This window comes from Bordetella sp. 02P26C-1 (assembly GCF_009763255.1).
GTDB lineage: Bacteria > Pseudomonadota > Gammaproteobacteria > Burkholderiales > Burkholderiaceae_B > Bordetella_A.
Window position 1 is genome coordinate 141,697 of record NZ_WSJB01000001.1, and the last position, 14,522, is coordinate 156,218.

At 62.9% G+C, this 14,522-nt stretch carries 13 protein-coding genes and 1 riboswitch; of the genes, 5 read left to right on the plus strand and 8 right to left on the minus strand.

The window, feature by feature from the left end; genetic code table 11:
- Positions 1 to 223 precede the first annotated feature (223 nt).
- Positions 224 to 1,717, plus strand: coding sequence for a fimbrial protein (locus tag GOQ28_RS00620; RefSeq protein WP_236844167.1), 1,494 nt, complete (start codon positions 224 to 226; stop codon positions 1,715 to 1,717).
- Between the two features lie 80 nt (positions 1,718 to 1,797).
- Positions 1,798 to 3,612 (plus strand): DNA helicase RecQ, encoded by a 1,815-nt coding sequence (recQ, locus tag GOQ28_RS00625; RefSeq protein WP_160355020.1) that lies wholly within the window; start codon positions 1,798 to 1,800, stop codon positions 3,610 to 3,612.
- A 12-nt stretch (positions 3,613 to 3,624) separates the two neighbouring features.
- On the opposite strand, the gene ruvB is transcribed toward recQ, so the two are convergent.
- Positions 3,625 to 4,686: a Holliday junction branch migration DNA helicase RuvB gene (ruvB, locus tag GOQ28_RS00630; RefSeq protein ID WP_160351924.1), complete on the minus strand. Its 1,062-nt coding sequence runs from the start codon at positions 4,684 to 4,686 to the stop codon at positions 3,625 to 3,627.
- 133 nt (positions 4,687 to 4,819) lie between these two features.
- On the opposite strand from ruvB, the gene GOQ28_RS00635 reads away from it, so the two are divergent.
- Positions 4,820 to 5,785, plus strand: coding sequence for a threo-3-hydroxy-L-aspartate ammonia-lyase (locus GOQ28_RS00635; RefSeq protein ID WP_160355021.1), 966 nt, complete (start codon positions 4,820 to 4,822; stop codon positions 5,783 to 5,785).
- Here the strand turns inward: GOQ28_RS00635 and ruvA are convergent, their stop codons facing one another.
- From ruvA to GOQ28_RS00665, 6 genes are all read right to left on the minus strand, one after another.
- Complete coding sequence (ruvA, locus tag GOQ28_RS00640) at positions 5,786 to 6,358, minus strand: Holliday junction branch migration protein RuvA (protein ID WP_160351926.1); 573 nt, start codon at positions 6,356 to 6,358, stop codon at positions 5,786 to 5,788.
- 168 nt (positions 6,359 to 6,526) lie between these two features.
- Positions 6,527 to 7,081: a crossover junction endodeoxyribonuclease RuvC gene (gene ruvC, locus GOQ28_RS00645; protein WP_160355022.1), complete on the minus strand. Its 555-nt coding sequence runs from the start codon at positions 7,079 to 7,081 to the stop codon at positions 6,527 to 6,529.
- Complete coding sequence (purH, locus tag GOQ28_RS00650; RefSeq protein WP_160355023.1) at positions 7,081 to 8,670, minus strand: bifunctional phosphoribosylaminoimidazolecarboxamide formyltransferase/IMP cyclohydrolase; 1,590 nt, start codon at positions 8,668 to 8,670, stop codon at positions 7,081 to 7,083. Before purH ends, ruvC begins: the two co-directional genes overlap by 1 nt.
- 55 nt (positions 8,671 to 8,725) lie before the next feature.
- The gene (locus GOQ28_RS00655) at positions 8,726 to 8,965 is read right to left on the minus strand and encodes a helix-turn-helix domain-containing protein (protein ID WP_160351929.1); all 240 of its coding nucleotides are present in this window, start codon (positions 8,963 to 8,965) and stop codon (positions 8,726 to 8,728) included.
- Between the two features lie 35 nt (positions 8,966 to 9,000).
- On the minus strand, positions 9,001 to 10,026 hold the full coding sequence (dusB, locus tag GOQ28_RS00660) for a tRNA dihydrouridine synthase DusB (RefSeq protein ID WP_160352035.1): 1,026 nt from the start codon (positions 10,024 to 10,026) through the stop codon (positions 9,001 to 9,003).
- A 79-nt stretch (positions 10,027 to 10,105) separates the two neighbouring features.
- Entirely contained in the window at positions 10,106 to 11,272 is a 1,167-nt protein-coding gene (locus GOQ28_RS00665) for a UbiH/UbiF/VisC/COQ6 family ubiquinone biosynthesis hydroxylase (RefSeq protein ID WP_160355024.1), read from the minus strand.
- A 36-nt stretch (positions 11,273 to 11,308) separates the two neighbouring features.
- Between GOQ28_RS00665 and GOQ28_RS00670 the strand changes: the two genes are divergently transcribed.
- Complete coding sequence (locus tag GOQ28_RS00670; RefSeq protein WP_160351931.1) at positions 11,309 to 11,761, plus strand: TM2 domain-containing protein; 453 nt, start codon at positions 11,309 to 11,311, stop codon at positions 11,759 to 11,761.
- A 51-nt stretch (positions 11,762 to 11,812) separates the two neighbouring features.
- Here GOQ28_RS00670 and GOQ28_RS00675 read toward each other — a convergent pair whose 3' ends face one another.
- Positions 11,813 to 13,150 carry an aminopeptidase P N-terminal domain-containing protein gene (locus GOQ28_RS00675; RefSeq protein WP_160355025.1) on the minus strand — a complete coding sequence of 446 codons (1,338 nt, stop codon included), beginning with the start codon at positions 13,148 to 13,150 and terminating at the stop codon, positions 11,813 to 11,815.
- A gap of 123 nt (positions 13,151 to 13,273) precedes the next feature.
- Positions 13,274 to 13,444: riboswitch (yybP-ykoY riboswitch) on the plus strand.
- Positions 13,445 to 13,486: 42 nt separating this feature from the next.
- Between GOQ28_RS00675 and GOQ28_RS00680 the strand changes: the two genes are divergently transcribed.
- Complete coding sequence (locus tag GOQ28_RS00680) at positions 13,487 to 14,476, plus strand: sodium:calcium antiporter (protein ID WP_160355026.1); 990 nt, start codon at positions 13,487 to 13,489, stop codon at positions 14,474 to 14,476.
- Positions 14,477 to 14,522: the final 46 nt, after the last annotated feature.

Genomic DNA, 14,522 nt, shown 5'->3' on the forward strand with positions numbered 1-14,522 from the left:
ACCGCGCGGGGTCCGGGCCGCAATCGCGCAGCTGGGCAACGGTGTCCGAGGTGCGTCAATCCCCGAGGATTAAAATACCGGTTCTCGACTTTGCGTTGCTCTGGCCAATCTATCGGTATGCTGGTTGCTGCGTAGGAGCGCGCATCGATATTCTGTGTGGGTTAGATTAGGATTTCACCGGCGCGCCGGCCAGGGGCCGTTTTGCCGCTGTTATGCTTTACCAATGTCTGGGTTTCGGGTTTTTGCGTGGTCGGAGGCAATAAGTTCGCCCGTGCGATGTGGCGCGCGGCGCGCGCTATCGCTGTGGACCGTGCTGGCAATCGCGTCGTGTGCGCCGCTGAAGGTGTTGGGGGCATCCGCTTTCGAAAATGTACAGCGCGCCCAGCGGGCTCAGGCTGGTGCCACGTCGTCATACCGCGCCGTCATCGAACGTGCCGCCCAGGAAGGCATCGGCGTGCTGTCGCCGACCCAATCAATGCCCGTGGAGCCGCTGGCCGAGGTGCCCTATCAGGAGCTTTCACTCGACCCCTTGCCCTTCGATCCCCTGCCTTGCGATATGCGACCCTCGGAGGGGCTTACCGACGCTTCAGTACTGACTGATGGACAATCGCCAAGCGACAATCAAACACCGCCCAAGAGCGCTGGCAACGGAGACAGCGAACTGAGTAGCGTGAGTGCTCTCGAAAGCGGTTCCACGACGCCACAGGAGCCCGACGGCACGCAGGTCGCGGACGCTCAGCCAGCCCCGCTGCCGGTTGAATGCGCACACGTATTCCCGGATGTCTCGCCCACCCCGCCGCAGACGTACAGCTTCGGTCTGGAGACCAGCGATGCGGGCCTGCATGAGCCCGTGGTCATCGTGACCCAAACCCGGTCGACGACGCATGCATGGTTTTCCACAGTTGGCTCGCAATATGGCTTTTCCTATAACGGCGGCGGCTGGACCTATCGCGACACCGTGGGGCCCACGGTAGCCCTGGGCAACCTGACGGCCAACGCGCCCGTCTGGGGCAGCACCGCGCCGATTGGCGGCCTGCAGTTGTCATCGGGCTGGAATGCCCAGTCCGAGGTGCTATCCCAAGGTGACCTCGCGTTTTCCTCGTCGGTCGGCCGCTTGAACTACACCGACACCTCTGCCTCGGCCGGGGCCATCGACTATGGCGCTACGGCTGGCAGCGGGTCATTCCGGTATGGCCTGACGCCCGCGCTCACCGTGGAAAGTCAGGTGCAAACCGCCCCGGATATGGCCACTCGTGGCCTGGGCACCACCTATGCCGCAGGCGACATCGGAACGTTCCGGTTGGGCGTGACGCGCAGTGAATTCGATCAGTCTGACGCCTGGCGTTATCGCTTGGGCTACAGCGTGAATCTGTCTGAATCTATCAGCCTTGCCGTGACCAACGAGCAGATTGATGCCGGCTTTGGCGATCTGTCGGTGTATCGCAATGGCGCCGCGGCCTCTCCCACCATGCGAAACACCATCGCCGCAGGCGTGCCGTTGCGCGGCGGGACGCTCACCGGGACCTACACCGGCACCCGGGAAAGCGGCATCGCCGTGGAACAGCGCTTCGGGTTGGAACACAGCCGTTTCGTCGCGCCAGGCGTCCGTTTGGCCTTGGGCGCGGACCGCGACGTGGTCACGGGTGATTACGAGATGCGCGCCGGAATCACGATGCCGGTGGACACCTTTATGCGCGGACGCTGGTTGCACTGGTAGCGGGACGTTTTTGCGCACCCTAAACCCCGCCGATATCAATGCGGCTTAAAATCCCCGCATGACGTTTTCTGCCCACCCCCATGTCTGACCCGCGCGCCCAGGAAGTCCTGCAGCGCGTTTTCGGTTACGAATCCTTCCGCGGCGACCAGCAGGCCATCGTCGATCATGTGATCAGAGGTGGGGACGCGCTCGTGCTCATGCCCACGGGCGGCGGCAAATCGCTGTGCTATCAGGTGCCGGCGCTGGTGCGCGAAGGCACGGGCATCGTGGTGTCCCCGCTGATCGCCTTGATGCAGGACCAAGTCGATGCGCTGACCGAACTGGGCGTGCGCGCCGCGTTTCTCAATTCCACCCAGGACTGGCGCGTCGCACGCGAGGTCGAGCAGGCCTTTATCAATGGCGAGCTCGATCTGCTGTACGTGGCGCCCGAGCGCCTGTTGACCGATCGCTGTCTTCAGTTGCTGGAACGCGGTCGCATTGCGTTGTTCGCCATCGACGAAGCGCACTGTGTGTCGCAATGGGGGCATGATTTCCGTCCGGAATACCTGGGCCTGTCGATGCTGCACGAGCGCTGGCCCGATGTGCCGCGCATTGCGTTGACGGCCACGGCGACGGCGGCCACTCGCGTCGAGATTGCCCAGCGCCTGGCGCTGGATCAGGCCGAACACTTCGTTGCCAGCTTCGACCGGCCGAATATCCGCTATCGCATCGTTGAAAAAAACGAAGTACGGCGGCAGTTGCTCGATTTGATCCAGAACGAGCACGAGGGCGATTCGGGCGTGGTGTATTGCCTCTCGCGCGCCCGCGTGGAAGAAACGGCGGACTTTCTCTGTCAGCATGGCATCAACGCCTTGCCGTATCACGCCGGGCTTAGCACCACGGTGCGTGCCGACAATCAGTCGCGGTTCCTGCGCGAAGACGGGGTCGTGATGGTGGCCACGATTGCTTTTGGCATGGGGATCGACAAACCCGATGTGCGTTTCGTCGCGCACATCGATCTACCCAAGTCGGTCGAGGGCTATTACCAGGAAACAGGGCGTGCCGGGCGCGACGGCTTGCCGGCGACTGCCTGGCTGGCCTACGGTTTATCGGACGTTGTGCAACAGCGCCGCATGATCGACGAGTCGCAGGGCGATGATGCTTATCGTCGCCGCCTGGGGCAGCAGCTCGACGCGATGCTCGGCCTGTGCGAGACGGTCGAATGCCGTCGCGTGCGCCTGCTCGCTTATTTTGGTCAGACCATCAGCGCCTGCGGCAACTGCGATGTCTGTCTCGATCCACCGCAAGCTTGGGACGGCACGGTCGCCGCGCAAAAAGTGTTGTCGGCCGTTTACCGTCTTTGGAAAGAACGCGGCCAGCGTTATGGCGCGGGGCACATCATCGACATCCTGCGCGGCAAAAGCACCGACCGCACGCGTCAGCACGATCATGAATCGCTCAGCGTGTTCGGCGTGGGCGCCGATCTGTCGGAAAACGCTTGGCGGGGAGTGTTACGCCAACTGCTGGCGCAAGGCCTGCTTGCCGTGGACCACGAAGGCTACGGCACGCTCGCCCTGACCGAAGGCAGCCGCGCGATCTTGAAAGGCGAGCGCCAGCTGATGCTGCGCCGCGAACCGGAACGCAAAGCGCGCGGCTCCAAATCCACGGGGCGCACCCGCGCCCCGGTCATTGATCTGCCGCCCGAGGCCATGCCCTTGTTCAATGCGCTGCGTAACTGGCGCGGCGAGGTGGCAAAGAATAACGGCGTGCCGGCTTATGTGATTTTTCACGACGCGACGTTGCGAGAAATCGCCTTGGCGCGACCGTCATCGATGGACGAGCTCGGGCATATCAGCGGTGTCGGCGTGCGCAAGCTCGAAGCCTACGGCAACGATATCTTGCGCCTCGTGGAATAAGCGGCTGCTTCCTTACTTGCTAAACAAATCCGCGCTCTGTGACGGCGGCGTCAGGCCCAGATGCCGCCAGGTCGTCAAGGTCGCCGTACGGCCACGCGGCGTGCGCTGCAGATACCCATGCTGAATCAGATACGGCTCGATTACGTCTTCGATCGTGTCGCGTTCCTCGCCAATCGCGGCGGCCAGACTATCCACGCCAACCGGGCCACCGTCGAATTTATGCACGATGGCTTCGAGTAGCTTGCGGTCCATCAGATCCAGACCCTGCGGGTCGACTTCCAGCATCGCCAACGCCCGCCCTGCGGAATCCGCATCGATCACGCCCTGGGCCTTCACCTCGGCATAGTCGCGCACGCGGCGTAGCAGTCGGTTCGCAATACGGGGCGTGCCACGCGCCCGGCGCGCGACCTCGGCGGCGCCATCCGGTGTGATCTCGGCATTGAGCAGCCCCGCACTACGCGTGACAATGCGCGTCAAATCGTCGGCGTTATAAAACTCCAAGCGCGAGACAATCCCGAATCGGTCTCGCAACGGATTCGTCAGCATGCCCGCGCGCGTGGTTGCACCCACCAGCGTGAACGGTTGCAGATCCAGCTTCACGCTACGCGCGGCGGGACCCTCGCCGATCAAAATATCAATCTGAAAATCTTCCAGCGCCGGATACAGTATTTCCTCGACCACGGGCGAGAGTCGATGAATCTCGTCGATGAACAACACATCGTTTTTTTCCAGATTCGTCAACAACGCTGCCAGATCCCCCGGCCGCTCCAATACCGGTCCCGAGGTCTGGCGTAACTGCACCCCCATCTCATGCGCGATGATGTGCGCGAGCGTCGTCTTGCCCAGCCCCGGCGGGCCGAACAGCAGCACATGATCCAAAGCCTCGCCACGCTTGCGCGCCGCGGAAATAAAGATCTCCAGCTGTTCACGCGCGCGCTGCTGACCGACATACTCTTGCAGCGCCTTGGGGCGCAACGCGCGTTCGATCGATTCCTCGTTGGGCGAAACCGGTTGTGGCGTCACCAAGCGGGGGGCGGAGGGCAGGGAAGAGAGCGAGTCAGACTGGATGGCCATAATTCAGAATATGCGGGCTGTCGCGGCGCAAACGGTCAAAATCAAAAACCGCGCCAGCGACTGGACATCGTACACCACGCGGCCGAACTGCAGATATCATGGCAAGTTGCGTTAACTGCTCCCAGGAAGCCTCATGTCAGCCGTACTGCCTACTTACGAAGACGTCGTCCGCGCCAGCGAAATCCTCAATGGCGTTGCCCATCGCACGCCGGTGCTGACTTCCACCACCGCCAACGCGCGCACCGGTGCCGAGATCTTCTTTAAATGCGAGAACTTCCAGCGCATGGGCGCGTTCAAGTTCCGGGGCGGCTACCACTCGATCGCCCGCCTGACGCCAGAACAGCGCGCCGCGGGCGTGGTCACGTTTTCCTCGGGTAACCATGCCCAGGCCATCGCGCTAGGCGCGCGGGAACTGGGCGTGCGCGCCACCATCATCATGCCGCTGGACGCCCCCGCCGCTAAACGCGCGGCAACCGAAGGCTATGGCGGTCACGTGGTGACCTACGACCGCTACACCGAAGACCGCGAAGCCGTCGCGCGCCGCATTCAAGAGGAAACCGGCGCGACGCTGATCCCGCCTTACGATCATGCCGACGTCATCGCCGGGCAGGGCACGGCGGCCAAGGAATTGTTCGAAGAAGTCGGCGAGCTAGATCTGCTGTTCGTTTGTCTTGGCGGCGGTGGCTTGTTGGCCGGTTCCACGCTGGCCGCTCAGGCGCTGAGCCCCAATTGCCAAGTCTATGGTGTAGAGCCCCAGGCCGGTAACGACGGGCAGCAATCGCTGCGCAAGGGCGAGATCGTCCGCATTCCCGCGCCCAAATCGCTGGCCGACGGGGCCGTCACGACGCACTTGGGCAATTTGACCTTCGCCATCATCAAAGCCGGTGTCAAAGACATCGTCACCGTCACCGACGAGCAGCTCGTCAACACGATGAAGTTCTTTGCCGAACGCATGAAAATGGTGGTGGAACCGACAGGTTGCCTGGCTTCGGCCGCCGCGCTCGATCAGGTCGTGCCGGTGCAAGGTAAGCGCGTGGGCGTGATCATCAGTGGCGGCAACGTGGATCTGGCCGCCTACGCCAAGCTGCTGGCTGCTTAATCAACGCACCAGGGATTTAAGCGCCAGCCGGATACCATCCGACACGCTGGTGCCTTCGGGCAGGGCTTTCAGCGCAGTGCGCGATTCCTTGTCCGAATAACCCAGGGCCAACAGCGCATTCAGAATGTCGGATTGCGCATCGGGCACCGGTTGAACCGTCGTGCCCAGATCGGCGCCGAGCTTGCCGCGCATTTCCAATAGCAGCCGTTCGGCGGTTTTTTTGCCTATACCCGGCACTCGCGTCAACCTGCCGGATTCCTGCAAGGTAATGGCCTGGGCCAGTTCGCTGACCGACAGACCCGACAACACCGACAGTGCCGTCCGCGCGCCGATGCCACTGACCTTGATCAGCTCGCGAAACGCACTGCGTTCATTCGCGCTGGCAAAGCCGTAAAGAATATGCGCGTCTTCGCGCACCGTCAGATGCGTGTACAGGGTCACGCGTGAACCCAGCTCCGGCAATCCATACAAGGTGCTCATCGGAACTTCGATGTCGTAACCCACGCCGTTGACGTCAACACACAGGGTGGGCGGTTGTTTCTCGATCAAGGTTCCAGTAATGCGTCCGATCATGGTGCGAAAGCCAGCAAACAAAAAATAGGAAACGTGCGCAATGTCGCACGGCTTGCGGCCATTCTACGCGGGATCATCCACCGGATTACGTCAGGCTCGCCGACATATCGTGCGGCGTGAGCGGTTGCGGCTTACGCAACCGTTACGCCCGTACCAACTTACCGGTCATCAGCCAACGACCCGTCCGGCACGCACGCGCGCACGGCCACTGCCAACCATGATCGCCGCTTCGGACAGGTTGCTCAATCGCGCTTGCAACGGCCCCACGTGGGCATGGCAAATCGCGCAGGCCAGCGCATCGGCGGAGTCAGGCGCGGGCGTGCCATCCAACGACAACAATTGCTGCACCATCATCTGCACTTGTTCTTTTGCCGCGCGGCCGGTGCCGACCACGGCTTTCTTGATTTGCAGCGCCGTATATTCATGCACCGCCAACTGGCTATCGGCCAGCGCGCACAGCGCCGCGCCACGCGCCTGTCCCAGCAATAGTGTGGATTGCGGGTTGGTATTCAAAAACACGATTTCCAACGCCGCCACGTCAGGCTGCGTCTCGCGCGCCACCTGACGCAGATTGTCCAGTATGACTTTCAAGCGTTCCGGCAGCGACAGCGCCGGCGGCACCACGATGGTGCCGCTCGCGACATAACGCAGCCGCATACCCTCGACATCGATCACACCGAAACCGGTGCGCCGCAGGCCGGGATCAATGCCGAGGACGCGCATCAGTGACGGAAATGACGCGTGCCGGTCAGAACCATGGCGATGCCATGTTCATCGGCGGCGGCAATCACTTCGTCATCGCGCACGCTGCCGCCCGGCTGGATCACGCAAGTCGCGCCAGCGGCGACCACCACATCCAAACCATCGCGGAACGGGAAGAACGCATCCGACGCCACGGCCGAGCCTTGCAGCGACAGACCGGCGTTTGCTGCCTTGATCGAGGCAATGCGCGCGGAATCGACACGGCTCATCTGACCCGCGCCCACGCCCAGCGTCATCCCGCATCCCACGAACACGATGGCGTTGGACTTGACGTACTTGGCGACCTTCCAGGCGAATGCCAGGTCGTTCATTTCCTGCTCGGTGGGCTGACGCTTGGTCACCACCTTCAACGCGTCGCGCGGCACTTGGAAAGCATCCGGCGTCTGAACGAGCCAGCCACCGCCCACACGCTTGATGTCGAACTCGTTCTGGCCGGCGCCCATGGGCACTTCCAGCACACGCACATTCTTCTTGGCGGCCAACACGGCCAGCGCCGCGCCGTCGTACGCGGGCGCCAACAGGACTTCCAGGAACTGGCTGCTGACGGCTTCCGCGGTGGCCGCATCGACCGGGCGGTTGAACGCGATGATGCCGCCGAAGGCCGAGGTCGGGTCGGTCTTGAACGCCTGTTGATAGGCATGCAGCGTGTCTTGCGCGATGGCCACGCCGCAAGGATTGGCGTGCTTGACGATCACGCAAGCCGGCGCGTCGAAACTGCGCACGCATTCCCACGCCGCATCCGCGTCGGCGATGTTGTTGTAGGACAGCTCTTTGCCCTGCAGCTGACGATAGTTGCCCAGCAGACCGGCGGGTCGCTTGGCGTCCACATAGAAGGCCGCTTTCTGATGCGGGTTCTCGCCATAGCGCAGTTCCTGCACCTGCTGCACTTGCACCGTCAGCGTGCGCGGGAAATCGGCACGGGCGGGCGTGGCTTCCTGGGCAGGAGCGGGCTCGGTCAGGCTGGTCAGGTACGCGGCGATCGCGCCGTCATACGAGGCAGTGTGCGCATAGGTCTTGGCAGCCAGCTCCAGGCGCAGCGCGTAGGAGGTGCTACCGGTCTGATCGATTTCCTGCAGCACGCGCGAATAGTCGGCCGGGTCGATCACGACCGTGACGCCGCCGGCGTCCGTGCCGTGGTTCTTGGCAGCCGCGCGCAGCATCGCCGGGCCACCGATATCGATGTTTTCCACGGCATCGGCAAACGTGCAATCCGGCTTCGCAATGGTTTCGCGGAACGGATACAGGTTGACCACCAGCATGTCGATGCGGTCGATGCCATGCTCGGCAATGGTGTCCAAATGTTCGGCGCTGTCACGGCGCGCCAACAGGCCGCCGTGGATCTTCGGGTGCAGCGTCTTGACGCGACCATCGAGGATCTCCGGTGAACCCGTGTGGGCGGCGACTTCGGTGACGGTCAGGCCGGAGTCGGCCAGCAGGCGAGCCGTACCCCCGGTCGAGAGCAGACGGACACCGCGCGCGGCCAGCGCGCGGGCAAATTCAACGATGCCGGTCTTGTCGGACACCGAGAGCAGGGCAGTTTCGATTTTCATGTTGACGGTTGATAACGAGGAAAGCGTTCAGGGCCGAGGCACGCGCGGGCGAGGATTACGGCTGGATGTTGTGCGCCTGGAGTTTCTTGCGCAGCGTGTTGCGAGTAATGCCCAGAATCTCGGAAGCGCGCGACTGATTGCCGCCCGAACGTTCCAATGCGACTTCGAGCACCGGGCGTTCGACGCAGCGCATCACCATTTCCCACATATCGTGGGGTTCGGAGTCGCCCAGATCTTCGAAATAGCGCGCCAGACTGGCGCGCACGCAATCTTCCAGGACATCGTTCTTGCTCATTTTGTACAGATTTATAGGTAGAGGTGGGAGGCGGATCACGCCGCCATCAGCGGTTGCTCAGCCGGTGCCGGGTGTGCCGGACCGCTAAGAGCGAGTTGGTTGAACCAGTCCGACACCGCTCGCCATTGATCGCGAGTGTTGTCGATCTGATTCATGTGGTCGCGGAAGTCGTCTGCGCCGGGCAGACCTTCCACGTACCAGCCGATATGTTTACGTGCCGAGCGTACACCGGTGTGTTCACCGTAAAAACGGTAGTGGTCATCCAGATGCTCCAGCAAAAGATCGCGCAGTTCCTCGTAAGAGGGGGGCGCCAGCGTCTCGCCCGTGCGCAAGTAGTGGTCGATTTCGCGGAAAATCCACGGATTGCCCTGCGCGGCACGCCCGATCATCACGGCGTCGGCGCCGGTATAGTCCAGCACATAGCGGGCCTTTTGCGGGGAGTCGATGTCCCCGTTAGCCACCACGGGAATGGAAATCTCGGCCTTGACCGCGCGTATCGTGTCGTACTCGGCTTCGCCCGTGTACAGATCCGCGCGTGTGCGCCCATGCAGCGCGAGGGCGGCAATGCCGGCTTCCTCGGCGCGACGGGCCACGCGCAATGCGTTACGGTGTTCGCGGTCCCAGCCGGTACGGGTCTTGAGCGTGACCGGCACGCCCAAGGGCGCACAGGCGGCGACCACCGCATCCAGGATGCGCGCCACCAGATCCTCGTCACGCAGCAGCGCCGAACCCGAGGCCAGATTACAGACCTTCTTCGCCGGACAGCCCATGTTGATATCGATAATGCGCGCGCCACGCTGGGCGTTGAACACGGCCGCCTCGGCCATCATGGCCGGATCGGCGCCGGCGATTTGCACCGCCACGGGCGCGATCTCGCCTTCATGATTCAGCCGGCGCGAGGTCTTGACGCTATCCCACAGGCGGGGATTGCTCGCCGCCATCTCGGACACGGCATAGCCCGCGCCCAACCGTTTGCATAATTGACGGAAAGGGCGATCCGTCACCCCCGCCATGGGGGCGACCAGAACATTGTTGGGAAGCGTCCACGGGCCGATGCGCATGCGCACATTTTAACCGACGGCGAGTGGGGCATTTTTTGGGGTCGAATACGGCCCTTATTTCGGTCTTCGCCTAGCCCGATCAGACGCGCAATCCCTGCAGCAGATGCCGGGCCAACGGAGCGCGCAACGGCGCCACCGCATCCAGCGCCAGCAATCCTAAACCGCACGCATGTTCGACGGGTGCCAAGCCCGTGGCGAAAGCGCGCGGCATCAAATCGGTCAAACCGCCCGTGATCAGCCGGTCCGCGCGTCGGGCATTGGCGAACTGGGCCAGTAGCGGATTCGGGCTTTCCTCGGGCGTGTTCGACCACGCGGCCAGCGCCTGTGCCAGCCGCGCCGCGTCGCGCAGCCCCAGGTTCAGACCCTGGCCCGCCACGGGATGTAAGGTTTGCGCCGCGTTGCCAATGGCCACCAGTCGCCCCTGCACCTGCGTGCGCCGGGCATTGAGCGCCAACGGGAACACATGTCGTGCGGCCTGGCTCGACAGCCGTCCCAGCCGCGTGCCGAATGCCTCGGTCAGCGCGGCCGAGAACGCAGCTTCGTCCAACTGCGACAGCGCGGCGGCCCGCTCCGGGGCGTTGCACCACACAACGGAATAGGCCCGCGCATCCAGCGGATGCGGCAACAGCGCCAGCGGTCCCTCGCGCGTGAAACGCTCCCACGCCCAGCCAGCGCGCGGCAGGGTGGCATACGCCGTGGTGACAATTGCGTGCTGGTCGTATTCGCGTCGCAGGTCCGTGCCGCTGCTGCCATCCGACTGCACCGCCAGGCGGGCGCGAAAGTGCGTGTCGCCTTGGCGAATCTCCACGCCCGCGCCATCCTGATTCACCATTTGCGCGGAGGGGCCTTGCAGCACGGTCACGCCGCTATCGGCCACCGCCGCGTGCAGCGTCGCGTGCAGAGCCGCGTAAGGCACCACGCTGCCCAGGCGCGGCACCTGGAAATCCGTGTGGTGAATGACCGTGCTACCCAGCCGGCCTCGCTGCGAAACATGCACATGGCGAATATCCGCTGCCCGGCTTGGCCAAGCGCCAAGCGACTCCAGCAACACCCGACTGCCATGATTCATGGCCAACACGCGCGGGTCTTGGCCCGGCTCACGCGCGGGACCCGTTGCGGCTGGCGGCGTGCCGGCTAGCAATGCGATCCGTTGTGGATCCGGGCATTGGCGCGCCAGGAGCAGCGCCAGGGCATGGCCGACCGGGCCAGCGCCCAAAATGGCGATATCGTATGCAGGCTGAGTCATACTTCCATTCTAGCGCCCAGACCCTACAATTCCCTCATGACCTCCGCTACTACGCTTGCTTCTCAGTCCGCAGACCGCCGGCGCAACAAAGTCGTGCTGGGATTGCTGGCCTGCTTTCTAGGCTGGTTGGGCGCGCATTGGTGGTATCTGGGACGCCGCTACGCGTGGCTCGTCACGCTCGCTTCGGTCTGCTGTCTGGTCGCGGCGACGCAATTTCCGGTGTGGTTCGACAACCCGGCGTTTTTTCTGGTCTTTATTCCCATGGTCGACGGGTTTATCGAAGGCGTCGTCTTCAGTCTGATGTCCGACGAGAAATTCGACCGGCTCTACCATCCCGGTCAGGGGCGGGTTACGCGTACCGGCTGGGGCCCCGTGCTGGTCGCGCTCTTTGGCACGCTCATCGGCTCGATCGCCACCATATTCGCCATCGCGATGGTGGTGGTGTACACGTGGACCGCGCTCGGGTGGCTTGACGGATACGTGCTGTAGCCCCGATCTGTCGAGGCTCCCGCCGCCATTCCCGCATCGTCGGAATCAACGTTATTCCCGCATGAGCGCTTCAATTTCGGTCGCCGACACCGGCACACCGCGCGTGAGCAACTCGCAGCCATCCGGCGTCACCAAGGCATCATCCTCGATCCGGATGCCGATATTGTGGAAAGCTGTCGGAACGTCATCGGCCGCACGGACATAGATGCCGGGCTCCAAGGTAAGCACCATCCCCGGTTGCAACGTCCGCCAGGGCCGGTCCATGCCAATCGCATCGCCTTCGCGATAATCGCCCACGTCGTGCACGTCCATGCCAAGCCAGTGACCGGTTCGATGCATGTAAAACCGCGTATACGCGCCCGAGTCGATCACGCCATCCAGCGAGCCGGTCAACAGTCCTTCGTCCAGCATCCCCTGCGCCAATACCCGAACCGCGGCCTGATGCGCGTCATCATACGGGCGTCCCGGCGCCGTGACCTCTACTGCCGCCTGCTGGGCTGCCAGTGTCAGGTCATAAAGCGCGCGTTGCGGACCGCTGAATTTTCCATTCGCCGGAAACGTACGCGTGATGTCGGCAGCATAGCTGTCGTACTCGCACCCCGCGTCAATCAACACCAGGTCTCCATCGCGCAGCACGGTATCCCCCGCGAGGTAATGCAGGACGCATGCATTTTCGCCCGCCGCCACAATACTGGGATAGGCGGGCGCCTGCGCGCCTTGCCGCCGGAATTCGTACAGCAGCTCGGCCTCCAACTGATATTCGCGCATGCCCGGCCGCGTCGCCCGCATCGCGCGCCGGTGCGCGGCGGCGGAAATACGGGCAGCCTGTCGCATCGCGGCGAGTTCGCTGGCATCTTTGATCAGGCGCATGTCGGCCAAGATAGGGCGCAAATCCTGCAGCTGCGCGGGAGGCTGGCGCCGTCCACGGCCCAGTTGCTCGGCCTGTTTAAGCCATTCGCGCAGCTTCGCCTCGGTGGCCTGATCTGCGGCAAACGGTGTGTATAGCGCGGCCTGATCTAGCAGCAACTCGGGCATTCGCTTGTCCAACTCGTCGATCGAATACGCCTCGTCCACGCCATATCGCGCCACCGCATCGTCCGGGCCGCAGCGGTAACCTTCCCAAATTTCCTGCTCGAGGTTTCTCGGGCGGCAAAACAAAATCGTTCGATCGGTTTGGCCCGCCACCAGCACCAGCCACGCCTGCGGTTCCGTGAATCCGCTGAGATAATAGAAATTGCTGTCATGCCGATAGGGATACTCGACATCCCGGTTACGCGTGGCCTCGCGCGCCGTGGGGACAATCGCAATCCCGCCGCCGGCCGCACGCATTTCGTCCAACAGGCGTTCGCGACGAGTGATAAAGGGGCTGATATCTGCAGGATGGTTCATGTCGATCCGACGCAAGAGTCCAGAATGATTGCACTTTACTCCGCTATGTGCACCGCGTTCGACATTCCGGGGACGCCAGCACGGATGGCGGCGATTCCTTTCACACATCCTGCTACAATCCGGGCCACTGTCATTGGGGAGTAGCCATCCTTTGATCCCCAAAGGAGTCAGCGTCAACAAGCTTGGTGGTGTTTCACCCCATGGCGCTGACGGCCTCCGGCGCGGAGCCATCCGCCCGCTGGATTCGCCAGGCGAGACCATTGGCCGCAACGCGTTCACCTGGCCGGGCGAGCCGCGTTGTCGCGCCTTTGGTATCTGCTCGTCCGGCGTTGCACCATGATTCTCACGCTGTTGCTGTTTTTTCTATCAGCCCTGACCATTTATTTCGCCTGCGAATTCTTCGTCAACGGCATCGAATGGGTCGGCCATCGTCTTAATCTCGGCGCCACCGCCACCGGGACGGTTCTCGCGGCCTTCGGTACTGCCTTGCCAGAGAGCGCGGTGACCTTCATGGCCGTGGTGTTTGGCGAATCGCCTGAACAAAAAGACATTGGCGTCGGCGCGGCCATGGGTGGCCCGCTGGTGTTGGCGACGTTGGCCTATGCGGTCGTCGGTTTGGCCATCTGGCGCATGCATCGTGTCTCCTGTATCAACGCGGACCAGCCACGTCTGGCCCGCGATCAAGCTTGGTTCATGGGCATCTTTATCTTCAAGGTCGGTCTGGGTTTGCTCGCCTTCGCCTGGAAGCCTTGGCTGGGCATCTTGTTCGTCGGCGTCTATGCCCTGTACGTCAAGCGCGAACTCTCCAATGACGAAGCTTGCGCGGACTGCGAAGACCTCGAACCGCTGAAGATACGTCCGAACGACAATAGCCCGAGCATGGCCTGGGCATGTGCCCAGACGTTTTTCGCGCTGCTGGTCATTGCCGGCGCTTCGCATGTCTTCGTCAATCAGATCGAGATCATCGGCGTCGCGCTGGGAGCGTCGCCCCACGTAGCCGCGCTGCTGCTCGCGCCGGTGGCGACGGAGCTTCCGGAAATCATGAATGCCCTGATCTGGGTGCGACAAGGCAAGGAACGTTTGGCGCTGGCCAATATTTCCGGCGCGATGATGATTCAGGCCACCATTCCCAGTGCGCTGGGGATCGCGATGACCCCATGGCTGCTGGACGCGCCATTGCTTGCCGCGGGCCTATTGACGTTGGTGTCGATCGGCATTCTCTGGCAGCGCTTTCGTCGCGCGAGCATGAGCGTAGGCGTACTGTCAGGCGTCGGCGCGCTTTATGGCGTGTTCGCACTGTATCTGGCTTGGTATTTCCTCGTCTAATGAGCTGTTGGCTCACGGGCCAAAGATGAGGGCAGAGGTCAGGGGT